The sequence below is a fragment of the Chitinophaga sp. 10T418 genome, from assembly GCF_056394125.1.
Genome location: NZ_JBFTHG010000003.1, coordinates 124,732 through 150,657, shown reverse-complemented (window position 1 = coordinate 150,657; position 25,926 = coordinate 124,732). Strand labels below are relative to the sequence as shown.

The following is a 25,926-nucleotide window of genomic DNA, read 5'->3' as shown; positions in this document are numbered from 1 at the left end:
AAAGGAAAAAGGAACAGGCTTATGTCTGTTCCTTGAAGTCCTTTCAGGTTGTGTAAGATGAGTTTTTAATGCTTAACAAACTTATAAGTATGATTTATTTCTTCTGAACTGACTTTCAGAAAATACGTACCCGGCATTAGTTCCGCAATGTTAATAGCTGTTCCTGATGCGCGCTTCATACGTTGACCATTGTTATCATATACCTCGAGTGTAGCGATATTATTTAGTCCACGAATATAGAGTTTGGTACCAACTGGATTAGGATACAGCGAGATGCCTTTGGGCTGATTTGTGGTCTTCCCTTCTTTTTGGATTTTCGGGTCTGTAATAACATTGATGCGTGCATTATTCAGGTTGGATGATGGTTTGCCAAACAGTTCGATCTCCGCCAGTTGTAGAATTGTTCCACTGTTATTGGAGATGTTGAATCTATAGAATGTATACGCCGTGTTATTGTTAGTGTTGAAAATCCTGTTTTGAAAACGATAGGGGAAGTCTTCATTGGAGCGGCTGTCAATAGTGTTCCAGGTGCTGCCATTTGTGGATCCTTGTAGTGTCCAGTTCATAGCATCCCGGTCCGGTTCATCATTTGCTGACGTGATGGTATAACTTTTCACGATATAGCTGGAGGGTGCCTGATATTGTATCCAGGCAGAAGAATTAAACGTCAGGTATTTCGAGTTACGATTGTTGTCGATGAGATTTGTATATTCTTCACCTGTTGGAGAACCGGTTTGATATTGGGCACTCAGTATTCCTCCCGGCAGGTCTGTAATATCTACTCCCAGGCTATTATCAGTATTAACGGCGGGAAGGCCATTTTTTTCACGCAGCAATTGAAAAAGATGATCTGGTCGCACTACAATATGATTGGAATCGAGCGAATTCATGACGTTTTTAAAATTTGTGGGCTTCACATCCTGCCATGGTTGCGCCTGGATAATGATGAACCTCGGTGATGCTCCATTCCATCCTGAAGAAGCAGAAGCAACAGCATCTTTCATCGCTTGTTCACCGGTGCAATAGTTGCAGGAAAGCGGCATTCCCGGGAGGACCTGATTATATATGCTAAGCGGGCCACCTGTATTCTGAGCTGTTAGCCCAAGTAATGATGGTGCATATGTGGCAAAGCTCTCTCCAACATTTTGGTTGATGCCACCTGTGATTGTGTTCCAGATGGTGACAACGCGGAACCCTGCCCGTTTGTTATAGTCTTCTGTTTTAGCAACAAATTGGTTTAAGGTATTCTGATTGGGGAAATTATTTGGATATACATAACCGTATCCGGAGGGTCCCGAAATCAGGTTATCATTGTTCGTGGCGGTTTGATGATAGAAGTTTAATGCTCCCGGCATCGCATCCAGCATCGCCGGTGACAAGGTCCATCCAATAGGCACTGAGCCACGATCGGGATTATTCCAAAGCTTGCGCATCAGGTGTTCAACAAATTGTAAGTTGTCTCCATCGCTTAATATAAATGCAACATAAATTTTATTTTTCAGGACTGGTTTTGGCGGTATCGGTTTAACAACGACCGTCCTGGGCATACCACTATGAACCGTTAAATTGGTGGCATAATCGCTCGCAATGGTGGCTATGCCATAGCTGGATGCTCTTGTTACACCGGAGCCTTCTTCCGGCCACCAGCCCATAAAGTTGGCTCCGGCCGGCATAGAAGATAGAAAGCTGTTTAGCAATTCACTTTCACCCGACACCCTCGGATCTAACCATATTACTGCGGCACCCAATGCAGTAGCGTATTCCCGTAGCGAACCCTGGTGCGCTTCCGGGCTTAACCCAATCAATAACCGGTGATCCAGTGTGGGCCAATAGGTGTTATACAACGTCTGGTATACCTGTAGATTACTGGTAAACTGGCCACGCAAATCAACCAATACAGGGAAATTATAGGGAGCAGCCGTTAACCGTGCTAATAACGATGGAGAGGTAATAAGTGCCTTTTTGTTTTTTGCGAGCATGGTGGCCAGGTTCACAGTAGCTGTTTGTGCAGGATCATACACTATCAGTCCATCTATTTCGGTGCGGTATTTAGTGATCAGTTCCCACCTGTCGGTATGTTCTGTCCAGGTTAAACCTAAAGACTGCATCCAGGTATAAGGTCCTTCTGCAAAGGCATCGCCTTCGTAGGAGAAGATACGTGGTTGTGTTTTGTTAACAACGCCTTTCAGCGAACTGAATAAATAAGTTTCGGCAGTGGCATTATCCTGCTGTACGCCCACCCAGTCCACTTTTATATAGGCAGCTCCCCGCCAGAATACCCGTAGCTCGATATTGTGGTTGTCTGCCGGCATAGTGAAGGGCAATTTAATACTTGTGTAGTTAGATGCTATGGGAAATTGCTGCCGGGTAATTGTCTTAAATGCCAGGGTGGCACCGGTAGTAGCATCTCTGACGTCGATATCTACTACAGAATCATTATTGGCAGTGTTGTTATCAATTTTCATTCTAAATTCAGCGATATTAAATCCTGCCGTAACGGTGTTATCATAAGGTCCGTAAATCATATGCTGATTTGCTGCATCGATTCCAACCTGGCAAAGCCAGCCATCGGTTTCTAAGCGCCCTGTCTTATGACTAAGCGAGGCGCCCTCTGCTTCCCAGCGCCAGGACCTTTGCTGTGGCAGAGAGGTGCCATTACTGTAAAATAAATCCAGCTGACTGGCTGTTGCGGGAAATGAGGGCAGCAATTGACCAGCAGGCCATGTTGTTTGAGCTGAAGAAGGTGTTATCATCATCACAAATAAAAGAAGGAGCAATGCTGTACGGATTAACGGGTAGTTGTGGGTCATAGTCATTAGAATTTGGTTCATGGAATATGATATCGGAATACGATGGGTTTAAATAGTCGCGATCTGTTACGCCTGCGGTTTATCAAAGTATCTGGAATATAGGTAAGCCTGCCTGTTGTCGTTAACAGGGCATCTGTGTAGCACTCACATAAAATAGGGTAATTAAATTATATTTTTCGAATTTTTATGATTGACGGTTTTCATCAAATTATGGCAGGAGGCGACACTGAAATTATTTTTATGAAGAAGTGCGAGGGGCAGGATTTGAACATATAAAGCCGCAGCTTGCGTAGGTATGGTTCGCCTAAAAATTAAGCGGAATAACCTCATAGAGATTATTCCGCTACTAAAAAATGTATAGTGATTATTTTCGTGTATTCACCGGGTTGGGCCTCGCTTCACCGCCACCTGGCAAGTTCACGAAGTAAGGTGTTCCATATCCGTTTCCCGGGCGGAAAAAATCTGTGGATATGATCTGCGCACCGCTTTCAAAAGCTGCGTTAGCCCTGGTATGATCATTCACTTTCGCCTCATACGTTTCGATATCGGAGCGGGTTCTGACCAGGAACCCTTGTTGTATCGCCTGCTGTATTTCTTTCTGACGCACAATGGCGTTGTCCTGCAGTAAAAAGGCGGCATAGGTATCCTGCGGAAGCGATTGCATGAACATTCCCCTGCCTTCCAGGTTAGGCCTGTTTTTAGCGTAGTCAGACACCAGGTTCATTCCGGCCATAGAAGGCAGCAACAGGAAAATGAATTTTCCTCTGGCAGCTTTTACTGTAGGCCAGTTTTGAGCTAAGACTGCTTCGCGCAATGTTGGAAATTTTCCGTGTACGTCATCAGGCATGATCAGCTTGTCTTTACCCATTAGAGAAATAACTTCCTGATCCAGCGCATCAAAGGCTTTTTCATCAAAAGGCAACACCTGTGCGGAACCGGGGAATAAAGGAATACCCTTGTCTTTGGCTTCTATCATCACATAAATCGGGAAATGACCGGGATGGGCATCTGACCAGGAGCGCATAGCGATCAGGGCATCTTTGAAGGTGGTATAATGGGTGCGGAAATCAATATCGGCCATGTGTAACACTTTGAAGCCTGGCTTGTCCAGATCTTTTGTATCAAAAGATGCCAGCTGCGTAATACCTTTCTTCCGTAGTTCACGATATACAGCGGGGTCATTAAACCGGTTGCCGGTAGGGTCGTTATACACATCTATCTCGAGGCTCCGTACACCGGCATCCAGTTGCACATCAAATGGAGGATGGTTGTAATGTAGGCCTTCACTCATTTTTACCGTGTTGGGATGAAACTCCTGAAAGGCGGCCAGTTGTTCCTTCGGCATGCTTTTCATATATGTTTGCCCCATTTTTTCAAAGATAGGATCAATATAGGCCAGCACGGCGGAATCCACGGGCCGGGCATAACTGTTGTGTGTACCCAGTATCTGTACCTGGTTTATTTTAAGCGTATCCAGTTGTAAAGATTGTGCATCACAAATGGTAGTTGCGCAGGCCATCAGCATTGTTCCCAATACCCTGGTAATAGTTGTTTGCATGGTTGATAGTTTTTTAGTTAGAAAATTTTAACGCTCACGCCTACTTGTCCGCGAATGGAATACCATTCGGCCTGTTCTACCCGGTCAAAGGTGCCGTGATAATAGCGTACCGGCGTATTGGTGATATTATTTAATTCTAGAAATGTCCTGATTTTGGGCGTGACGGCATAAGAAGCAGAAAAGTCGACGGTGAAGTTCTCTGCATACCAACGATAATGGTCAGGGCCTGCAGACTGACGGATCACATCGAGGTACTTGCCTTTATAGTTGCCGGCAATGCGGGCCATGAACTTACTATATTCATACTGCAGTGATATGTTGAAGATATGTTTGGCCTGCTTGGGAATCACGCTGTTGTCTTCTATCTTCTTGTTGTCAGCAAATCGGGGGATTTTCACTTTTGAATCGGTGTAGGTATAGTTGGCATCTATTCCAAATCCTTTCCAGAAGCCCGGCAGCCCGGTAAATCTTTTTACAAAACCGGCCTCAAAGCCTGCCAGCCAGGCGCCTTGCAGGTTATCCGGTTCACTCACGGCATATTGCACGCCACCGATCGTTTCAGACCACTGATTGGTATAAACCAGGTCGGTTAGTTTTTTATAAAAAGCACCTGCGTTGACCATACCTATGCCCCCGAAATAATGTTCGGCCATGACGTCGAAGTTATTGGCGAATGTAGGTTTCAGGCCGGCGTTGCCCCTAACGATTACCTTGTTGGCATCGTCCTGGGTGGTAGCGGGATTCAGGTTGTTGAAGTCTGCACGGGCGAAGGTGCGCGTATAGGCTAACCGAACAATGTCATTTTCAGTCACATTATATTTCACATGGAGCATTGGCAGGAAGGCATTGTAGCTGTTGTCCTGGGTGAGCGTGGTTACCTGCTTACCACTGGCATTAGAGACTACTTTGCTGCCGTTGAAAGTTACTTTATTGTATTCATTTCGAATGCCGCCTGTGAGTATCAGTTTCTCTGACATCTTATATTCTCCCATCACGTATAGCGCATATACTTTTTCCACACCTGTGAAGTACTTGGTGGCGCCTGATGCGTTAGTGGCAGAATCTACCTGGAAAGGATACAGGTGGTGCTGACTGATGCCTTCCGGTGTGACCAATGATTTCAACTGGTTCAGGGCCATCTGATCGATGATAACATTATTGTATGGTGAACCGATTTCAGACAGGAAGCCACCATTGTAAGGGAATCGCTCTGTACCCAGGCTGTTCATTGTGGGGGCTGCTCCCTGAATGCCGGCTACATATACGTTGTATGGTGATTGCACCACCTTGTCTTTATCAATGAACTTACCACCCAACTTCAGGGTTAGGGATCCGGCAGGTGTATATTTTAAATTGAAGCTGAAACGTTTGTTCTGTTCCCAGTTGGTGCTGCGCACCATAATCACCTGCGAAAGTTTCATGGCATCGGCGCTGATAGGAGTCGTGGAGGATACATGTGGCAGTACTGCATCTATCGCATCACCTTTTCCATCAGGAGCATCCATAGCCAGGTATTTTTTTCCATCAGCAGCCAGGCCATCGTAAGTGACAGCCTGCTGGAAGATGGCCATAGGATAATAATCGGGATCTTTAAACCTAAACTTTGATTTATCCATACTGGCCGCCCAATCGAGACTCAGTTTACCTGAGAAAACATTTTGTCCGCTTAATTCACCGGAAGAAAGGTCAGTAAAGTAATTGGATGCCCTGTCGGTAATTGTTGCATTTTTGGCGTTGAAATAGAAGTAGGTTTCCCGTACGTTCTGCCCATCAAGAAAGGCGCTGTAGATACCTTTGAATTGTATTTTATGCCTGTCATTGAATTTGTATTCCAGACCGGCGTTCAGTCCTGTGGTTTTGCGGTGCGCGATATAGTCTCTCAACTGGAGATCTGTGATGGAATATGACTGCTTAGCATTGGGATTGGAAAAATCATAGTTCATATTATAACGGTCCTGGGCTGATGTACGATCCCAGATGACGCCGGAAACCACAAACCCCAGTTTGCCTTTCAATAGCCGGTCGCCGTACACAATAGAAGCATTGTAAGAGCCTTTGCGGGCCTGGTCGCCATATCCGCCGGCGGCATTGATCCGCAATATCTTTGAAAGCGGTGCTGCTTTGGTGATGAAATTGATGGAACCGCCAATGGCATCCCCTTCTATATCCGGTGTGAGGGCTTTAGACAGCTGTACATATTCTATCAGTTCTGAAGGAAAAATATCCATCTGTATACGACGGTCGGTATAATCGAGACTGGCAGTGGGCAGGCGGTTGCCGTTTAGCAGGGTGGCGCTCCATTGGATAGGTGTACCACGTACAGACACATACCTTCCTTCTCCCTGGTCCCTTTCGATAGAAACACCCTGGATACGTTGCACCGCCTCTGCGGCGTTACGGTCGGGGAGTTTGCCGATAGCATCGGCAGCCAGCACCTCCATAATACCCGGGGCATTCTTTTTAATGCTGATGGCCCGGATCTGCGAACCGGCGGAAGCACCTTTCACTACTACTTCTCCGAGTACACCGTTAGCAGGTTCCATCAGGATAGTTCCCAATTGGTTTAATCCCGGCTTGACATCTATTTCCACCGTTTTAACGGCAAATCCTACATAGTTGATTTTAAGTGTCACCTTCCCGGTTTTCCGGAGAGTGATATTAAATACCCCTGAAAGATCTGTTTGTGTTCCGGTGCCATCAATAACGATAGTAGCGGAGGGTAAGGGCCCCTCTTTGGATAAAATGCTCCCCCTGATTTGTTGTGCCGTACAGAAAACAGGCAGGAACAAAAACATTAATAAAAGTCGGCTGCTCATGGGCAAAAAGAATTTTCCGCAAAGTTGAACCGATGACTGGAAGAAGTCGTCCTTGTAGATAAATCCGTACGACTTTATAGATCGATGAAAACAAAAAAGGCTGTTATTGACTAATAATCAATATATTATGTAATGTTAGCTTATTGTTAAGCCAATTAAGTCAGGACACTTTTGACCATCTCTTCTGGCATTATTACCACCACATTTTTACTTTTCAAATAGGCAGAAGGGGTATTGCCCGTTACTTTTTTGAAGTATTGGTTAAAAGAAGATTTGGAATGGAACCCTGCCTCAAAAGCCAGCGATAAGATATTGGGCGCATCTTTTTGTTGCCTGTGCTCATCAATCAATTTGATCACTTCCCGGATCCTGTATTCGTTGATGAACTGATAAAAGGACTGGCCAATGTATTGATTGAGGACTTCTGAAAGATGATGCCGGGATATGTCCATGGTTGCAGCGAGTTTGTCCAGCGTAAGTTCCGGGTCTTTATAAACAGCTTTTTCATGCATCCACTGTTTGAGCTGCCTGGCAATGGTGGCTTTTTGTGCTTCCGTCAACAAAGATTTTCGGGGTAGCTGCGGAGTGTCAGGTGCTGTTTCCTTTTCTACAGTTTCCCCGATGGAGGCAATAGCAGGGGCTGTCTCAGGGGGAGTATGGTCTAACAGTGGTAATGATGTTCCTGTATCCATCAAAAATAAAATCCTTACCCTTCCGATAGCCAGACATATACTCAGCAGTGATATGTAAGTATATATTCTCCCCCACAGATGCGTGTCGGCAATGAACCGGGATGTGGCAGGTAAATGGTTATTGAGCACCATTACCAGCATCCAGACTGTGGTAGACATAAACACCGCTGCCATAAAGCGGACCAGCCATATTTCCGATTGCCAGAAGAATGGGATAAAACGGGATTCCCACAAGGCCAAAGCGCCATATAGCGGAAAAGAGATCATTGCAATGTATCCTACCACCTGGTTATAATAAATGATCATTGCGGGTGTAGTACCGTCATGTAGGATAATGTAGCCTGCAATCGTAAAATAGACTACAGCACCTGCCATTGCCGGCAGGAAGTGATAATAGTTTTTCCGGCCCGCCTGCAGATGCCGGCCGGAAAGTTGCCTGGCATACATCCACAACAGTGGTGCATATATTAATGTAATAAAAGTATAGAACTGCTTATGTATTTCCGCGTTGGGGAAAAGTGTATGTAGTGCGAAGCCACTTCCCAGGTGAACAAACACAAGTATTAAAAACCAGCTTAATATATTATCCGAAGACTTTTTTTTATGGTCGATGATGAATATGCTGAATACAACCAACGCCTGGAAAGCTCCCAGTAAAATAATATACTTCATGACATCCCCGTTTATATGATGATTTTCAGGCGTGAAGCTACATAACCAGTATTAAGAAATTATTACCAGTGTCTTTGGAAAAAAATACCTGGTCGGAGAGGGCTTTATATAATGCCTATTGTTACAACTGCCAGTGTGCCCAGTGATTCCCCATTGTCACCATCAATATTATTAATCTCCAGTGATATGGGCATGCCATACATTTCCCGTAGCTGGATAATGCGCTGCCGGATATTTTTCAGGGCAAACGACTGATGAGACGTAAGCATGCTATCCTTTTGGTGGTTGATGCCGACACCATTATCTGCTACTTCAATAAACAGGGTGTCTCCTTTTTCATATATGCTTATCCGGACCATATTTTCGGCAGACTGCCTGGGCAGCAGTCCATGCCTGATGGCGTTTTCCACCAGGGGTTGTATTAGCAGGGGAGGTACCGTAATGATATCGGTGTCTACTTCCTCGTCCACATCAATGGTATAATTCAGTAAGTTTTTAAAGCGCAGTTTTTCCAGCCGGAGATAATTATGGAGGAGGGTGATCTCTTTTGAGACCGGGATCAGTTCTCTGCTCACGTTATGCATATTCTGGCGGATCAGGTTGGAGAAGATCTGCAGATATTCATTCGCCGGACGTTTGTCATCGTTATTGATCAATCCCTGTATATTATTCAGGCTATTGAATATGAAGTGTGGATTCATTAGCGCATTTAACGCTTTATACTCGGATTTCATGAACCGGATCTTTGCGGCGTGTGCGAGTTCCCGTTTGCGGACTATATATTTCGTAGTGTAACGGAATGTAAGCAGCAATAATCCAATGGCGCCTATTCCCAATGGCAGCAGGAACCAGGGCGTTGTCCAGAAAGGACGGGTAACCGTAAGTAGCAATGATGCAGGAACACTGTAATTGCCGGACGCACTGCGGCATCTGATCCTGATCACATGCTCTCCATATCCGGGGCTAACCAGGTTGATCTCTGTACCTTTTATAGGTTGCCAGTTATCCTCCCCGTTTTTTGAAATGCTGTATTCGTGGTATATGAGCGGACTGCCGAAAGAAAGCGCAGAGAAGGCAACGGAGATATTATCTGCATCCCGGTAGGGTATTATAAAATTGTCTGCGGTAATGTGGTGTACCTTTCCGAGGATTTTAATGTGCGTAAAGAAAATCCGTTGTACGGTGTTATTATTTAACAGGAGGTTAACCGGTATGGCAGTGATTTTTCCTTCTTTAAAAAAATAACAGGTAGTGGAATCAGAAGAGATATAGGATACTTGTTGCGGTATAAAGATATTTTCTACTGTAGTAAGTGTATTTTTATTTTCCCCGAAACTAAGCACGCTGTATTGGTTATTGCTGCTCAGCAATACGTGGTCTTTATCCAGTCTGTATATCCTATTCCATATGCAGGGCTGTTCGGGAAGGGTGTCTATCCTGATATTGTCATAAATGTTACTGCAAACGATTAATTTGTTGTTATGGGTAATGCCGGTGAGATGATCACCGAATATATAAAACCTTTTGAAGGAGATATGATTAAAAGCAGGTAAGGTGATGATCTTCAGTTGATCCGTCATCAGGTGCATGGTGTCGTTGGTATTGTACCAGATACGGTCATGGAGGTCCTTTGCCATTCCGTATATCCGTTGTTTTCCGCTGATGGCTGTCGGGCTTTCAAATATAGTGGTATGGCTGGTTTTAGCGGCTTTCCGGTTGATGCGGATAATTCGGTTGCCCGACTGAAGGGCGTAAAAATACCGGGAAGTTTCCGCCATTACTTTGAATCCGGCTCCTGCATTGAGCAGGTCTGGGCTATGTGAAGGCTGTATTGTATTCCTTCTGATGTCGGGTACCGGTGCATGCAGGTGTTGTAATATCAGGTGGTCGTTATTATAAAAGTTGTGATATTCTCCATCAGCATAAATAAATCCTGCTTCATCCTGTGTAGCATATTTTTTTGGATGGTACCTGTTGTAATGCAGTATACAGGTAGTTTTTCCTTTGTAAAACCGGTAGAGATTATTGTCGCTGTTGGTGTAAAACAGTGTGCCATTATCGGTAAATGCGAATTTTATTTTACCGGGATAATTGGCCTGGTGGGCATTGCTTCGGATGATATCTTTTCCGATAAGATAAATGCCTTCATTCAGGGTGGTGAGCCAGTAATTGCCGGTGATATCCTGCGTAATACCACTGAACTTGCCACTGGAAAGAATGGGAGCATGGTGATTGATAAACAGGCCCTTGTCAGTGGTCGTAATAAATACATTGCTGTCTGACAGGTGGCAGTGGGTGATGTTATTTCTATTGATCTCCCCTGGTTTAAATGAAAATACAGGTTGTCCGCTGCTGGTAACGATGGTATGATTGCTTAGCAAGGTATATATTCCTTCCGGCTCCTGTAGCTCTTTGAGGGGGCCGGGAATACTGGTGGGTGTAATTTTTAGTATTTGTCTGCTGGTGTCGATAAGAATAGTACGCTTGTTGGTATATAGTTCGTAAGTACCATGGGGCTGCATTTGCAGGTTAATAACATATTCGCCGGGGCTTTTATCCCAGTCAGGGAATTGATATACGCGGCAGGTGTCATCCCTGATATTGATAAATTCATTGTTTGCGGAGCGAAGAATAGTAATGGAGCTGTCTTTTTCTGTCCTGATGATGTTGACGGGGGCAGATGTTATCTTCAGCCGCAGGAAGGGAGTGTTGGCGGGGGTATGAAACACCCCGTCTTTGTAATAGCACAGCAGGCCATTAAAGGTTTGTATCCAGAGACGTTGGTGATGATCCTCCAGGATGTAGAAAATTTCATTGTCGGGTGCGCCATCGAAAGTGGTAAAGGTTTCAAACCTGATACCATTGTACATGACGAGGCCTTTGTCTGTTCCGAACCACAGCAACCCTTTACTGTCCCTGTAGCTACAGTATACAATATTGGACGGCAACCCGTTTTCAGTAGTATAATGTACCACAGGCAGTTCCTGGGCTGCACATAACAGGGAGATGCCTGACAGCAGCCATATTACAATGATTATATGCAGGTGTTTACACATCCGGGAAGTTATTGTTCTTTAAATAAAAGAGCAGTCCTTTGTAACGTCTTCGGCCTACCGGCAGCCGGTACCTGTTATCCAGGAGTATCATCGGGTTTTCTTCCTTTAGTATTTTTCTGATATGTCTGCAGTTAACCAGATATGATTTATGTATACGATAGAATAGTGTATCGGGCAGCAGTGATTCGTACTCTGAAATGGAATGACTCATCACAATGCTTTTTGGAATACTATTATGCTGAAAGAATACTCTGGAATAATTGCCATTAGCTTCTATATAAAGCAGGTCTTTGAAATCTACTATTTCGATCTGCAGGTGATTCCTGAGTGTGATCTGATTGGGCTTCGCTTTGTTGGGCGCCTGTGTTTGCCAGTCGTGGGCCATCTTCCGGTAGTGACATTTCTCCTTCAGTTTCTCAACAGCGTTGGTGAGTTCTGTTGTGTCAATAGGTTTGAGGATGTAATCCACCGCGTTAAGCCTGAATGCTTTTACAGCATATTCATCATAAGCACTTACAAATATGACCTCGAAATTCAATGGCTTTAACCGTTCCAGAAAGTGGAATGCATCTTCTCCGGGCATTTCGATGTCAAGGAAAACAGCGTCCGGTTGATGTGTTCTGATCAGCCTTTCCGCTTCCTGCGTATTGTATGCCATACCTTTTATAGCAATACGCGCATCTATATAAGTGAGTAACAAATGACGGAGGTTCCTGCACGCGTCTTGTTCATCATCAACAATAATGATGTTGATGTCCTTTTCAGGTATATCATGTATCGGGCTAAACATGGGCTGGAAGTTAAAAAAGAACAGTGGTGGTAATTACAATAAGGGTAAGCACCGGGTTAAGTTTGCTCGTATTACTTTCATAAGAATACTTTACTGATCAGGTAGCAGCACTACATCAGCAATATAATGAATAAAGTAATAATCCGGTACAGAAAGTGATGAACTGCCGTTAGTGAAAAATATAGTACCATTTATGGACTTTCAAAAGAAAGTGATTCCGAATCTTTTAACTTTATTTTGTTACAATATTTACCATGAGCCCTGGACAAATAATAACCCATAGACCTGTAATTTAACCATGACAAGAGCGCCTTCGCCTGATCTGTAATAATGTTGTAAACACTGACACCCAAACATTTAACCTGTAATCACGGGCAGATAACTATTTGCCCAAATTTTCTCACATCAAAAAAAATAACGTATGAAAAAGAAAAAAGCTGATCTGAACCAAAAAATTTTCCTGCAAAAAGAAATTATTGCAAATCTGAGTATACCACAGCAACAGGGTATACAAGGGGGCGTTGGGTTTACTCTAAATCCACCAACTAAGATATCCATGCAGCAACCGCCAAATTGCCTTTGCTGTGTTACAGATCCAACCAGTGGTTTATAAATAACAATACTCACTTAAAAGTATGGTATGAAAAAGAAAAAAGCTGATCTGAACCAAAAAATTTTCCTGCAAAAGGAAACTGTTGCAAATCTGAGCATACCACAGCAACAGCATATACAAGGTGGTGCTGGTTTCACAATACATCCAATAACTACCCAATCCAGGCAGAGCCCACCTAATTGTCTTTGCTGTCCTGGAGATCCGACTACTTCCTTATAAATAACAATACCCACTTAAAGGCATAGTATGAAAAAGAAAAAAATATCCCTGCCCACAAAGCTGGTGCTGCATAAATCTACCGTTGCTGAGCTTAACAGGCATGAACAATCGCAAGTGGTTGGCGGAGCTGCGGCCATGCAATTTGTGGCTACCAGGTTCGTCACCTGCGAAACATATGTATCCCCTACCAGGTGTGTAAAATGCGCTGACTGACATCAGTGTAGGGAGCACTTTTATAGCGTTGCCGCTAGTACACAGCGGCAGCGCTTTTTGCATAGGTAGCTGTGCCATCTCTTTTACATGCAACAAGAATATACCTGTTCTTCTTGCCTTCCCGGATTTTCTGTTTTATTAAATCAATACCTGTTCATGAAACTAAGAGAGATACAAACCGCTATCTACAAGGATATGGTAGCATTACTGGAACAGAAAAAGTATGATCCATCCTATGAAAACAGCTTGTTCAAAGGTCCATGGGGCGCATTGTTTTACCTGTTTTATTACGAGCAATATGTAGATGATAATGAAAATAACGCAGTGAACTTCCTGGAGAAATTATATAATGCTTTTGATCCGACAGCGACTACTAATTATTCATATAGCATAGGAAATACAGGCCCGTTCTGGCTCATGCACCACCTGAGCACACATGACTTTATTGATATCGATATAGATCATCTCTCCGCGGGTTTTATTACCGCTGCTATCATAGAAAGTGAAGCCTGCATTGAACAGCGCAACTTCGACTTTATGCATGGAAGTGGAGGCATATGTACATTCCTCGTTGAATATGCCCACAGGAAAGAAGTGAAAGTACTCCTGGAGAAATTTGTCACCGGACTTTTGGATATCAGCAGGACGACAGATAAGGGCCGCAGTATACCTGTATTTCTGATAATGGAGTCAGCAGAGAAAGCCAGCACCGATGCATTCAGCCTGGCTCATGGCGTATGCTCATTGCAGATACTGTTGCTCAGAATTCATGAAGCCGGCATTATGCAGGAAGCCTGTAAACAGCTGGTATCGGAAAGCATCGACTTTGTCATTAACCATAAAAATATCGCTATCCCGGATGCCCGATGGGGGCTGTATCCGGGTATCCTGGATGGAATGGGTACCTATAGCCGCTTATCCTGGTGCTATGGAGATCTTAATGTGGCCTTGGCATTATGGTATAGCGGAAAATATTTTAAAGAAGATAAATGGATGAGAGAGGCGCTGGATATCATGCATTATAACATCAGGCGTAATACCGATGAAACTGCCGGTATCCTGGATACCTGTTTGTGTCATGGATCCAGTGGCATAGCCGCTTTCTACCGGAGGTTCTGGCATGAAACCAATGATAAAGCGTTTTATAAATGCGCAGAACTATGGCACAACAATACGCTACGAAAAATAGTTTTTCCGGAAGAGAAAGGTGTTCATGGAATCCGGACCTGGCAGGGAACAGATACGAAATGGGCATATTGCTGGGATCTGTTGGATGGTAGTTGCGGTGTGGGCTTATCCCTGTTGTCGCATGATTATGCAGCGCCTTTGCCGTGGGATGAATTTTTGCTGTTGTCATGAGTAATTGAATATCCTGTTTACTTTTTCCAGGAATTCCCTTACAAAAGCATCGCCTGTCAGCTCCGGGGAGCTATTGATTACACGGTCTATTTCTTCCGTCTGCCATTGACAAGGGAAAGCCACTGCGCCTGAATCAGCCCCATCGCCTTACTGAAAACATGAAACCCGCTCACTTACTTTAAAGAAAGTCCAGGTCGCGGGTTTATGTGAATTTATAAGGATGGTAAGAACAACCATCGAAATTGAATATTGAAGAACAGCTTTCCAAGAATAAGCACTACTGGATTTTTGCCGAACTCATTTTATCATTCGCATTGGGAGACAGCCCTCCAAGCCAGCTGTTATTACTGGTAAGTGTCCATGAGGTACCAGAAAAGTTATCATCTGCATATATGGTAACCGTCCAGCCGGAAGGAATCTTTACCGAAGATGCCCAATCATTCACCACTCCCATTGCTTGTAATTGAGATAAAGTATAGTTGCCTTTCACAATAGGCTGTGAAGCTGCGCCCCCATAGTTTGAATCCTGGTAGAATATCACGCCGGTTGTTCCACTGACACCGCCAGCCGGGTTCATGATCTGGATCAGCTGTTTGCTGACGATGTAAGTAGGTGCATAAGCGGTGTTGTCGGTAGAAGAAGTTAATGGAGCGTCTCTGTCTATCGCATAGCTGAATACGCCGCCTTTCTTACCAGTACCGGGTTCCCAGTGTGCATAGTCATACGCGCGGCCGGTGCCATTTACCGGGTAAGTTACATCATACCATACATTGGAGGGATATCCTCTTTCTTCATAAAAAGAAAAACCGGGTATGAACTGGGTTGATGTTATATAAGGAGAGAAGGTTGTCCATGTTGATTGCAATGTACCAGCACCACGTCCATATGCCTGCAACCACACATAGTCGACCATTGTATATACCTTTTGGAAAAGGTTGTTGTTTCCGTTCTGGTTGGTATCAAACGTGAGTAGCTTTCCTGTACCTGATTTTGGTCCAAGATACCTGGAAAGTGCCTTATATACGCCTGCCATATCTGTCAGGGTTTGGCCGGATGGATTATTTTCTATATCAATGTCATACCCGTCAAAGCCATATTTATTTACTGTGCTGTCCATGATATGTTTTGCGGTCATGGCATAGCCAACAGAATCATGTGTGGCATTCGGAACAAGGTCTAATCCGCCTGTCAGAATCACTTTGGTGCCTTTTGTATGTAGTGTATTGATCCATCCGGGTACCTGGCCTGCCACCAGAGAGCTGGAAGAGAAGCAAAACAGGATTAATATATCCAGACTGTCGGGTACCTGGGAAAAATTGGTATTAAATGGGGCTGGGCCATAACAGGGGCCTTCGAGGCGGTAGAAAGCTGCATAAATTTCATGGGGGCGGCTTTTATATGCCAGCAGGCTGTCTGAGGTAACAGTGGCAACAGCTCCGGCAGCCATGTTAAATTCACTGTGTGGCAATACTTCTGAAGGACGTAATTCTTTTGTGCAGCTGGCACCGGAGAGCAGGATAATAAATGCGGTTACTAATTTGGACGATAAACACTTCTGTTTCATTTGGATGAATTTTATGGTGAACAATAATGTCCTGCGGTAAAATCACAACCTAACATTGATCACTTCAGCACCACCTCCTTTGTGTGTGGCATAACGGGTGTGATAATTAACTGTATTTGTCTGGGTGGCTGGTATCACTGCTCAGACGACTTATTCGGGCAACATACTGGTTTACATAACAACTGGAACACTGGTTCGAGGTGGCACTTCAGCGATATATATTGTTGTTTCTGAATGTGTTACTGCCGGCCAGTGATAATGCATTGTGCTTTAATAGTGAGATAAAGCATAACAATGCAGGGTTGGGCTATACTTCATTGTTCATGGAATCAATTTTACGATAACGGCTTTCTTTAAGATAGATAAAAATGGGTTAGACAGATAGCTGTAATTTACGTTAAAATCATATACAACTGCTGGATTATATTCCTGAATGAAGAAAGTAAGATAAGCGTTCGGTAATAATATTAATTTTCAGTCGAATTTAAAAAATGATAATTCGGCGCGGGGAAAATAGTTTAAATGAAGATAAGGCGCGTTAACGGGATTTTACCTGAAGGACCTACCATCTGCATATTCCCGGTATTTAAGGTCGCTTACGTGAATCCAGGGTAAGCCGTTAGGTATCATTTTTTCTCAATATTATTATTCTGTGTACTGATATAAAAACTCGATTTATTTTTATATTCTTGTGTACCATACTAATTGCATGAATCGGTACCAGCAACAAACTGATGCAGACTTAATAATGCTCCTGCGCGAGGATAAGAGAGATGTTTTTGCTGAAATTTACAACCGCTATTGGAAGAAGTTACTGGCCGTGGCATATCATCATTGCAAGGATAAAATAATTGCGGAGGAAATTGTGCAGGAGGTCCTTATAGGCCTTTGGAACAGGCGGAAGGAGCTTTATATTGAGAATGTAAATGCTTATCTTGCTACCGCGGTGCGATTATCTGTCTTTAAACAATATGTGCGACAGAAGCGGAGAGAGCAGATAACAGCGGAAGTCGCCGATCCCATAATAACCTCCTGGGATGAGGAAAAGATCTATACCAGATTTCTGCAGCAGCATATTAACAACATGGTGGAAATTTTGCCGGAGAAATGTCGCCTGGTATTTAAACTAAGCAGGAACGAAGGTCTAAGTATACCGGTAATTGCCCAAAGAATAGGTGTTGCCGAGAAAACGGCGGAAGCACATCTTACCAAAGCATTGAAAATACTGAAAAACAAATTGAATCGCCCCTTTTTATGGGTGATCTTCCTCTTTCAAATGCTGACTTCTTAAGATTTTTTAGAAAAAATTATTCTACCACTAAGGGTAAAGGTGATCCTTATGGTACATATCTGTGTAACCATAATACCCATGTTATGATGAGCGATGTATTGGATGGGATTGAAGAAGCTTTGAGTATGGCCGTAAATAAGGTAGGTAGTGGAAACTTGCCCGTTGTATGAGCCAGTACCAGCAACAAACAGATGCTGACTTAATGGTGTCCTTGTGCGAGGGCAATGGTCATACATTTGCCGAAATTTATGATCGTTACTGGAAAAAATTACTGGCCATCGCATATGCTCATTGCAGGAATAAAATAATTGCGGAGGAAATTGTACAGGTAGTTTTTATCAGCCTTTGGAACAGGCGCAAGGAGCTTTGTATCGATAACATCGACGCTTATCTTGCTACGGCAGTTAGATTGTCAGTTTTTAAACAGTACCTGCGGCAGAAGAGGAGAGACCAGATAATTGAACAGACTGCCGATCGGGTGATAGTTGCCTGGGACGAAGAAAAGATTTATACCAGGTTTCTGCAGCAACAAATTAATGGTATCGTGGAAACATTACCGGATCAATGTCGCCTGGTATTCAAATTAAGCAGAGTGGAAGGTCTCACCATACCGGAAGTGGCTCGGAAAATGGGTATTGCTGAGAAAACGGCAGAAGCGCATCTTACCAAAGCATTGAAAGTACTGAAACTTAAATTGAATCGTCCCTGCTTATGGTGAACATTTTTACCCACGTACGAATGCTATAAGTCCGGCCAATAAAATATTCAATTCCATTAAGGGCAAACAGAAAGTTATGGTACATATCTATATAACGATAAAACCTACACGTTGAAGGACAATCTATATCACCTGATCGAAAAATACCTGGATGGCACGATTACGCAGGCTGAAGAGGAGACGTTAATGGCCTGGTACCAGGATCATAACCAAGCCGATATTGAATGGCTGTCAGATAATGTTGATGAAGAAGAGGAGGTACGACTGCGTATGTTCACGCGGCTGCAGCAGCAAATTAATTTACCGGTGACGAGGGCGATCAACACAAGGCGCCGGTGGTACTACCTATCGGCGGCCGCATCCGTTCTGTTCATACTTGGATTGGCCGCATATTTTTATTACCCGCAGCTACATCGGCCGCCGCAGCAAACCAATATTGTTCAAAACCTTAAAGAGATTGTCCCGGGAGGCAACAAAGCGATATTAACATTGGATAACGGTGATAAAGTGGTGTTGGAAGATGCCCAAAACGGCGTTATCACGCAGCAAGGCAACGCTTTGGTGAATAAGACGGACAGCGGCAGCCTGTTATATGATAATGTGACCAGTAATACCGCAGCCACCATTGCTTATAATACCCTGAGCACACCCTATGGCGGCCAGTATCAAATGACTTTGCAGGATGGGACCAAAGTGTGGCTCAACGCAGGCTCTTCCCTGCGTTTCCCTGCATCTTTCCCCGGAAATGAAAGAAAGGTAACACTTACAGGCGAAGCATATTTTGAGGTGGCGAAAGATATAGCCAGGCCTTTTTTGGTAACGGTAAATACTGGATCAGGTACCCCCATGACGGTAAGGGTATTAGGTACACATTTTAATATTAATGCTTACCCCGATGAACAGCACAATGTTGTTACGCTGTTGGAAGGTGCTGTAAAGGTAGACTGTGGTCCCGCAAATGCCCTGCTGGTTCCCGGTAAGGAAGCCATACTAAATAAGGCTGCTGGAAAAATCAGTATAAAAAATGGAGATACGGAAGCAGCTGTTGCATGGAAAAATGGCTACTTTTTATTTGATAATGAAAAGGTAGAAAGTATCATGAGGCAAATCAGTCGGTGGTATGATGTAGAAATCAGTTATCAGGGTGATGTTTCCGGAAAAGCTATTGGCGGTAGTTTATCGAGGTCGAAAAACGTTGGGGAAGTATTAAATATGCTGGAATTAACAGGTACCGTACACTTTAAAATAAACGGAAGGAGGATCACAGTTATGCCATAAAAAGTATCTGCAAAAAAACAGGGAACAATAAAAAACCGGGAGCGTTGCTGCGCCCCCGGGCAGTTTGAGTTTACCCTGTGAAAAACAAGTTTCGAAAGCTATTGTAGTCACAGTTATCTGATTATTAAACCCAAACATCCAAATGTAATGAAATTTTACATACCTGACGTGTGCCAGGTACAAGCCGGCACTATGCATAAAAAAATCCTGTTGATGATGAAACTGACCTTTGTTTTAATGATCGCAGCGTTAATGGAAGTCAGCGCCTCAGGCTATGCCCAAAAGGTAACGTTATCATCTGAACAAATTACGCTTAAAGAGGTATTCCGTCAGATCCGAAAACAAACCGGTTACAATGTTTTGTGGGATGCTGAAATATTAAAGGATGCCAAACCGGTAGCCATACAGGTAACCAATGCAACAGTGGAAGAAGTATTGCGGAAAATTTTTGCCAGTCAACCTTTTACTTACACAATTCATCAAAATACGATTGTGGTGACGCGTAATCCCGAGCCAACGATAGTTACGGTTACTATTAAAGGACGCGTTACTGATATCAATAATCATCCGTTGCCCGGGGTGGCAGTAAGGCTCAAAGATTCCCAGATCGGAACATCCACACAAACTGATGGCACGTACTCGCTCAATGTGCCGGATGCGGGCGGAGTACTGTCATTCAGATATCTTGGTTATACATCTAAAGAAGTACCTATCAATGGTCAGACGGTGATCAACGTGCAGCTGGAACAAACCTCTTCGCAATTGAATGAAGTAGTAGTGGCTTACGGTAAACAAAGTTCGCGTAACATTGTGGGTTCAGTGGCAACGTTATCTTCCGTTGATATTAAGGATCAACCCACCGGTACCTTCGCAGAAAGATTACAGGGCAAGCTGCCGGGGGCCCAGGTGGCGCAAACTACGGGACGGCCCGGACAAGGAATGGATCTGCGCATACGGGGCGCCGCCTCACTTACATCCAACGTACGGCCGTTGGTGGTAATTGATGGGCAGCCTATGCTCGGCAACCCTGATAATATTAACAACATTAACCCGGATGAAATTGAGTCCTTTACCCTTTTGAAAGATGCTGCGTCCACCGCTTTATACGGTTCACGCGCTGCCAACGGCGTGGTTATCATTACCACCAAAAGGGGAAAATCCGGTGCTACACAGATCAATTTTAATTCCTATTACGGAAGTGCCTCATTAATGCGTGAGCTGATACCTCCTGTCATGAATGCTACACAGCTGGCTACTTACATGAAAGGATTTTATGAAGATAAGATCAAATACGAAGGCTATACCGGTGGTATACCAGCGGTATATCAAAACCCGGAACAATATGGCGAAGGGACCGATTGGTTCAGCGTACTGACGAGGAATGCGCCTGTGCAAAACTATAGCCTCTCTATCGGCGGAGGCAATGATAAGGCGGCCTTTAGTGTTGTTGGGGGTTATTTTGATCAGCAGGGTATTCTTGTAAATACGGGATATAAACGTTTTTCTTTACGCGCAAACGGTGATTTCAATCTTGGCAAACGCGTAAAGGTGGGCGTTGGTGTAGCGCCATCCCTGCAGCTGGAGCATAACAACAGGCAGGGGACCGGGTTTAATGTGGATGGGCAGCGTGCCATTTTTGCGTCTGCCTCCATGATACCTACAATGGGCTCACCTTATAATCCGGACGGATCACTGGCACTTGGTATTTCAGGATTTACCAACCAGTTCGTTTGGGCGAACCCGTTAAGACAACTGCTCGAAGTGAAGGATGATGCTAACAGGTTACGTGTACTGGCCAATGTGTTTGCAGAAGTAAAACTCACAGAGCATCTGACTTTCCGCACATCTGGAAGTACCGATGTTGGCAATATGACGCGCAACAGGTTTATTCCATCTACTTCCGTGGGTGGGTTTAACGCGTTGCCGATGGAAAATCCGCCGCCGGGAAATAATACTGCTTTAGGTCAAACAACGGTTAATAACGATTATACCTGGCTGAATGAAAATACGCTTAACTACCAGCAGCAATTTGGCAAAGATCATTCGTTGGGATTACTGGGTGGTTTTACTCTCCAGAGATCTACGGGGTTTTCGAGCGATATGGTAGGCCGCGATTTTCCGGATAACAGCGTCACCTATTTAAGTGCGGCTACCCGCTTTACTACCAATACCTCCAGCTTCAATGCCTGGACAATGGCGTCATTACTGGGGCGTTTAAATTATAGTTACAAGGATCGTTACCTGCTGCAGGCCACTATAAGACGGGATGGATCGTCACGTTTCGGAGATAAAAATAAATGGGGTACTTTCCCTTCCATAGGTGCAGGATGGGTAGCTAGTGATGAGCCCTTCCTCAAAAATATATCACAATTAAGTCTGCTGAAGCTTAGGGCCACTTTTGGTTTGACCGGTATGGCCGAAATAAGCAATTATCAGACAGCAGCAGGTATTGGTAATGCTAATTATACTTTTTCAGGTAGCCTGGCTCCGGGAAAAGTACAAAATAGTTTGGGCAACCAGAACCTGGCCTGGGAGCGTAACCGGCAATTTGATGCAGGCTTTGATCTCGGATTATTTGACAACAGAATCAATCTGTCGTACGATTATTACAATAAACTAACAACAGGATTGTTGTTTGTACTACCTGTTCCGCAATCTTCGGGTTTTTCCACTGTGCAGGATAATCTCGGTGATATCCGTCAATGGGGACATGAGATTACAGTAAGTACTAAAAACCTGGTTGGAAAACTCAAATGGAATACCGCGTTTAATATTTCGTTCAACAGAAACCTTGTTAAACGGATTGGATTAAATAATATTTCCTTTGCAGATAATCCTACCACAACGCTATCTGAATTCACCGACTACCGCACACTTGTTAATAAACCTGTTGGGCAGTTTTATGGCTACGTGTTTGATGGTATATTCAAAACGCAGGCGGAAGCCGATGCAGGACCTAAATATTATGGAACCGGTTCCACCACGCTTTCTCAGGCAGGAACAGTGAGGTTCAAAGATTTGAATGGTGATGGTAAAATCACTTTCCCTGATGATCAGACTGTGATTGGCGATCCTAACCCCACATTTATATTTGGTCTCAGCAATACGTTTCAGTATAAAAACTTCGATATGAACATTGCTGTGTCAGGGACTTATGGCAACAAGCTGAAAAATGGTATGCAGGAAAGTACTTACAACCTGGATGGTGTGTTCAATGGCCCTCCGGAGTTGCTTGATCGCTGGCGCTCTGAGGCCAACCCCGGTAATGGACGGGTGGCACGTACCCTTGCTAACACCACTGCGGCCTATCGTACCGACAATACACTGTTTATCCATGATGCTTCACATCTCTCTATCAACAATATCACACTCGGGTATATGCTGAGAAAATTCAGGACGCCTTATATCAAGAGCTTCAGAGTGTACGCATCTGCACAAAACGTATACATATTCACCAGTTACCCGGGCAATCCTGAGGTAAGTGCCGGCGGACTGGCATTTGTAACACAGCAGGGACAGGACCTGGGCGCTTATCCCCTGCAAAGAACATTTACGTTTGGCTTGAACCTTGGCCTTTAAAAATCAGTAAAAATGAAAAAGATTTCCTGTTTAATATTAGTGATACTGAGTTTGACCGAGATATCCTGTAAAAAATTTCTGACCGAAGTTAATCCCAACAATGTCACCTTGGGAAGCTACTTTAAAACCCAGAGCGATTTTGATTTGGCGGTAAACGGTGCCTATAACCAGTTACGCGGGCTTTATAATAACAAAAGTGCCTGGATAATGGGGGAGATGCGTTCAGATAACACGCACTATGACTATAAATCATCAGACCAGGCAGTAGCTACTGTAAACCGTTATGCAGTCGCTGATTTTCTGGACGATAAATATAATAATCAGACCCCTGCCAAGTGGAATGCCGGTTTTAACGCGATATCGGCAGCGAATGTGATCATAGATCATATCGATGATATCAGGTTGTCCGATGCGAGTCGCAACGCCATTCTGGGCCAGGTAAAGTTCATCCGCGCGCTTGTGTATTTCGACCTGGTGCGTTTTTATGGCGGATTGCCCATCTATAAACATGCACCACTTACACGTGAAGAAACCTATATCCCGCGTTCTTCCCTGCAGGAAGTATATGATCTCATCATAGCCGATGCCACCGATGCTGCAGCTAAACTGGACGTACCTGCTTTTCCGCAAACCGGGCGTGCTACAAAAGGCGCAGCGTTGACACTGCTGGGCGATGTATACCTGACCCTGAAAAAATATGACCTCGCGGAAGCTGCCTTAAAACAGGTAACTACAATGGGTTACATGCTGTTTCCCAACTATAGCGATGCATTTCAGCTGAGCAACAAAAACGGAAAGGAATCTGTATTTGAGATTCAGTTCAACACCGGCTTATCCGTGCCACAGGCTAATACAGATGCTTCCGTTTACAATTTCTTACCGCGCATGGCCAACACCACGGTGGTAACAGGTGTAAACTTCAACAGCATTACAACAGTGGGTGGTTTTAACACCCCTACACAGGATCTGATCAATGCATATGAAACTGGTGATCTGCGGCTCGATGCATCTATTGCCATTGCAGAGGGTACCTTTAATGCGACGGATGATTTTACAGCTACGGCAGTTAAATCATCTGTGGGTTACACGGCGCCTGCAGGCATGGTGGGGCGGCCATTTCCCAGGAAATACCTGCATGCGCATGCTATCGGTAATCAAACCAATGATGACTGGCCGGTGTACCGCTATTCAGAAGTTTTATTGCTGCTGGCAGAAAGCCTGAATCAACAAGGAAAATCAGGTGATGCATTGTTTTATCTGAATACTGTGAGAGCAAGAGCCTTCGGCGATGCATTACATAATATCACCACCACTGATCAGGCGGCACTGCAAGCAATTATTTTAAAAGAAAGAAGAGTGGAACTGGCTTTTGAAAATAAGCGCTGGCTCGACCTGGTGCGCACCGGTAATGCCATTAAAGTAATGACCAACTTTGGTGTCAAACAAAAGGCGCAGTACCCTTATCTGCAGGCAGGAAGCTATAATGTTACACAAGACAGGCTGCTGTTTCCGATACCTAATGCTGAAATATTGTTGAATGATAAACTTACTCCTAACCCAGGATACTAACTAAAATTCACCATCATGAAAAATATCAGAAGCATAGCAGGTATTTCCTGCTTACGGGCTACCCGTGTTAATTTGATAGTATTTGTATGTTTGGTATTGGCAGCTTCCTGCAGCCGGCAGGACGAACAAAAAATGCCAGTAAAAGATAAAATACCCGAAAGCCGGCAGGTAAAAACAGAACTGGCTACCTGTTGCTGGGTTGCTATTACCAATCAATCCACGCAAAAAATTGAAGTATACGATCCGGCAGATGCTTCCTGGACTACGCCTAAATGGAGCTGGATGCCAACTACCGCATTGTCGTACAATGCTACCAGTGAAATACCTCTTTGGGAAACGCCTACGGATATCAAGGTCCGGAATAACACCGTATTTGCAAATACCGCGCAGGTAATCACCGCCACCTCGTACAGATTGGCCACCATTGCACGTTATACAGGCACGGGGACCAAGGGCCAGAAGTTGTGGGTAATGGGTTTTAATGATACCACCCGTCTGCACGCGATGGAAATATTACCTGATGGCAATTGTGTGGTAGCCAGTGCGGGCGAGGATTGGCCACAGGGATATATCCGTGTATATTCATCTTCACAGCCTTCACCCAATCATGGTGTAAATACGCAATACCATTTTACCTCTGTTCATGCGGTACTTTGGGATGACACACACCAGGTTCTTTGGGCGCTGGGAAATGAGCTGAGAAAATACACTTATAATGCCGCTATCTCCGGAGGCACTATCACCAATCCCAAACTGCATTTAGAGGCTACTTATTCACCTTTGCCGGCTGCCTGGGGACACGACCTTTCTGCTGATGTGAATAATCCGGATCAGTTGCTGCTCTCCACCAATGGCGGTGTTCATATTTTCCATATATCCACCGGTACCTTCAGTGATATGCCGGGAGCGGCATACCGAACCTTTGTAAAAGCCATCAGTAGTCAACCCGGTCAGAATACCCTTGTGGAAACACAGCCCAGCACAGGTTGTCCATTGTATCCTGCCAACAAGTGGTGTACCTCAGTAGTCAATTTTTATAATGCTGCCACTGGTGCAGCTACCGGCTCCCGTACGGTGAGCGGGGCTGCTATTTATAAAGGAAAAACATTTGATCCTAACTATTATTGAT

General features: G+C 44.3%; 17 protein-coding genes. 10 read left to right on the top strand and 7 right to left on the bottom strand.

Features of this window, described 5'->3' with window-relative positions:
* Positions 1 to 65: 65 nt before the first annotated feature.
* From AC1DCV_RS08765 to AC1DCV_RS08740, 6 genes are all read right to left on the bottom strand, one after another.
* Entirely contained in the window at positions 66 to 2,810 is a 2,745-nt protein-coding gene (locus tag AC1DCV_RS08765; protein ID WP_477022847.1) for a T9SS type A sorting domain-containing protein, read from the bottom strand.
* A gap of 364 nt (positions 2,811 to 3,174) precedes the next feature.
* Entirely contained in the window at positions 3,175 to 4,368 is a 1,194-nt protein-coding gene (locus tag AC1DCV_RS08760) for a Ca2+-dependent phosphoinositide-specific phospholipase C (protein WP_477022846.1), read from the bottom strand.
* Between the two features lie 17 nt (positions 4,369 to 4,385).
* Positions 4,386 to 7,184 carry a TonB-dependent receptor gene (locus AC1DCV_RS08755; protein WP_477022845.1) on the bottom strand — a complete coding sequence of 933 codons (2,799 nt, stop codon included), beginning with the start codon at positions 7,182 to 7,184 and terminating at the stop codon, positions 4,386 to 4,388.
* Positions 7,185 to 7,339: 155 nt separating this feature from the next.
* Positions 7,340 to 8,548: a helix-turn-helix domain-containing protein gene (locus AC1DCV_RS08750; RefSeq protein WP_477022844.1), complete on the bottom strand. Its 1,209-nt coding sequence runs from the start codon at positions 8,546 to 8,548 to the stop codon at positions 7,340 to 7,342.
* Between the two features lie 104 nt (positions 8,549 to 8,652).
* Positions 8,653 to 11,604 carry a sensor histidine kinase gene (locus AC1DCV_RS08745; RefSeq protein ID WP_477022843.1) on the bottom strand — a complete coding sequence of 984 codons (2,952 nt, stop codon included), beginning with the start codon at positions 11,602 to 11,604 and terminating at the stop codon, positions 8,653 to 8,655.
* On the bottom strand, positions 11,597 to 12,394 hold the full coding sequence (locus AC1DCV_RS08740) for a LytR/AlgR family response regulator transcription factor (protein WP_477022842.1): 798 nt from the start codon (positions 12,392 to 12,394) through the stop codon (positions 11,597 to 11,599). Before AC1DCV_RS08740 ends, AC1DCV_RS08745 begins: the two co-directional genes overlap by 8 nt.
* Before the next feature lie 421 nt (positions 12,395 to 12,815).
* Between AC1DCV_RS08740 and AC1DCV_RS08735 the strand changes: the two genes are divergently transcribed.
* From AC1DCV_RS08735 to AC1DCV_RS08720, 4 genes are all read left to right on the top strand, one after another.
* Entirely contained in the window at positions 12,816 to 13,007 is a 192-nt protein-coding gene (locus AC1DCV_RS08735) for a class I lanthipeptide (RefSeq protein WP_477022841.1), read from the top strand.
* Positions 13,008 to 13,034: 27 nt separating this feature from the next.
* A complete protein-coding gene (locus AC1DCV_RS08730) occupies positions 13,035 to 13,226 on the top strand; it encodes a class I lanthipeptide (protein ID WP_477022840.1) in 192 nt (63 codons plus the stop codon).
* A gap of 27 nt (positions 13,227 to 13,253) precedes the next feature.
* Positions 13,254 to 13,439: a class I lanthipeptide gene (locus AC1DCV_RS08725; protein ID WP_477022839.1), complete on the top strand. Its 186-nt coding sequence runs from the start codon at positions 13,254 to 13,256 to the stop codon at positions 13,437 to 13,439.
* Between the two features lie 156 nt (positions 13,440 to 13,595).
* Positions 13,596 to 14,798: a lanthionine synthetase LanC family protein gene (locus AC1DCV_RS08720; protein ID WP_477022838.1), complete on the top strand. Its 1,203-nt coding sequence runs from the start codon at positions 13,596 to 13,598 to the stop codon at positions 14,796 to 14,798.
* A gap of 277 nt (positions 14,799 to 15,075) precedes the next feature.
* Here AC1DCV_RS08720 and AC1DCV_RS08715 read toward each other — a convergent pair whose 3' ends face one another.
* Positions 15,076 to 16,362, bottom strand: coding sequence for an EndoS/ChiA family endoglycosidase (locus tag AC1DCV_RS08715; protein ID WP_477022837.1), 1,287 nt, complete (start codon positions 16,360 to 16,362; stop codon positions 15,076 to 15,078).
* A gap of 709 nt (positions 16,363 to 17,071) precedes the next feature.
* Between AC1DCV_RS08715 and AC1DCV_RS08710 the strand changes: the two genes are divergently transcribed.
* The 6 genes from AC1DCV_RS08710 (at position 17,072) to AC1DCV_RS08685 (ending at position 25,925) form a co-directional block, all read left to right on the top strand.
* The gene (locus tag AC1DCV_RS08710) at positions 17,072 to 17,653 is read left to right on the top strand and encodes an RNA polymerase sigma-70 factor (protein WP_477022836.1); all 582 of its coding nucleotides are present in this window, start codon (positions 17,072 to 17,074) and stop codon (positions 17,651 to 17,653) included.
* A 166-nt stretch (positions 17,654 to 17,819) separates the two neighbouring features.
* Positions 17,820 to 18,371, top strand: coding sequence for an RNA polymerase sigma-70 factor (locus tag AC1DCV_RS08705; protein WP_477022835.1), 552 nt, complete (start codon positions 17,820 to 17,822; stop codon positions 18,369 to 18,371).
* 111 nt (positions 18,372 to 18,482) lie between these two features.
* A complete protein-coding gene (locus tag AC1DCV_RS08700) occupies positions 18,483 to 19,649 on the top strand; it encodes a FecR family protein (RefSeq protein ID WP_477022834.1) in 1,167 nt (388 codons plus the stop codon).
* Positions 19,650 to 19,796: 147 nt separating this feature from the next.
* Entirely contained in the window at positions 19,797 to 23,228 is a 3,432-nt protein-coding gene (locus tag AC1DCV_RS08695) for a TonB-dependent receptor (RefSeq protein WP_477022833.1), read from the top strand.
* Between the two features lie 12 nt (positions 23,229 to 23,240).
* Positions 23,241 to 24,797 carry a RagB/SusD family nutrient uptake outer membrane protein gene (locus AC1DCV_RS08690; protein ID WP_477022832.1) on the top strand — a complete coding sequence of 519 codons (1,557 nt, stop codon included), beginning with the start codon at positions 23,241 to 23,243 and terminating at the stop codon, positions 24,795 to 24,797.
* A gap of 15 nt (positions 24,798 to 24,812) precedes the next feature.
* Positions 24,813 to 25,925: a hypothetical protein gene (locus AC1DCV_RS08685; protein ID WP_477022831.1), complete on the top strand. Its 1,113-nt coding sequence runs from the start codon at positions 24,813 to 24,815 to the stop codon at positions 25,923 to 25,925.
* Position 25,926: the final 1 nt, after the last annotated feature.

Coding starts and splice junctions, on each gene's coding strand:
- AC1DCV_RS08765 (WP_477022847.1), bottom strand. CDS start 2,810: ATGACCCACAACTACCCGTTAATCCGTACAGCATTGCTCCTTCTTTTA.
- AC1DCV_RS08760 (WP_477022846.1), bottom strand. CDS start 4,368: ATGCAAACAACTATTACCAGGGTATTGGGAACAATGCTGATGGCCTGC.
- AC1DCV_RS08755 (WP_477022845.1), bottom strand. CDS start 7,184: ATGAGCAGCCGACTTTTATTAATGTTTTTGTTCCTGCCTGTTTTCTGT.
- AC1DCV_RS08750 (WP_477022844.1), bottom strand. CDS start 8,548: ATGAAGTATATTATTTTACTGGGAGCTTTCCAGGCGTTGGTTGTATTC.
- AC1DCV_RS08745 (WP_477022843.1), bottom strand. CDS start 11,604: ATGTGTAAACACCTGCATATAATCATTGTAATATGGCTGCTGTCAGGC.
- AC1DCV_RS08740 (WP_477022842.1), bottom strand. CDS start 12,394: ATGTTTAGCCCGATACATGATATACCTGAAAAGGACATCAACATCATT.
- AC1DCV_RS08735 (WP_477022841.1), top strand. CDS start 12,816: ATGAAAAAGAAAAAAGCTGATCTGAACCAAAAAATTTTCCTGCAAAAA.
- AC1DCV_RS08730 (WP_477022840.1), top strand. CDS start 13,035: ATGAAAAAGAAAAAAGCTGATCTGAACCAAAAAATTTTCCTGCAAAAG.
- AC1DCV_RS08725 (WP_477022839.1), top strand. CDS start 13,254: ATGAAAAAGAAAAAAATATCCCTGCCCACAAAGCTGGTGCTGCATAAA.
- AC1DCV_RS08720 (WP_477022838.1), top strand. CDS start 13,596: ATGAAACTAAGAGAGATACAAACCGCTATCTACAAGGATATGGTAGCA.
- AC1DCV_RS08715 (WP_477022837.1), bottom strand. CDS start 16,362: ATGAAACAGAAGTGTTTATCGTCCAAATTAGTAACCGCATTTATTATC.
- AC1DCV_RS08710 (WP_477022836.1), top strand. CDS start 17,072: ATGAATCGGTACCAGCAACAAACTGATGCAGACTTAATAATGCTCCTG.
- AC1DCV_RS08705 (WP_477022835.1), top strand. CDS start 17,820: ATGAGCCAGTACCAGCAACAAACAGATGCTGACTTAATGGTGTCCTTG.
- AC1DCV_RS08695 (WP_477022833.1), top strand. CDS start 19,797: ATGAAATTTTACATACCTGACGTGTGCCAGGTACAAGCCGGCACTATG.
- AC1DCV_RS08690 (WP_477022832.1), top strand. CDS start 23,241: ATGAAAAAGATTTCCTGTTTAATATTAGTGATACTGAGTTTGACCGAG.
- AC1DCV_RS08685 (WP_477022831.1), top strand. CDS start 24,813: ATGAAAAATATCAGAAGCATAGCAGGTATTTCCTGCTTACGGGCTACC.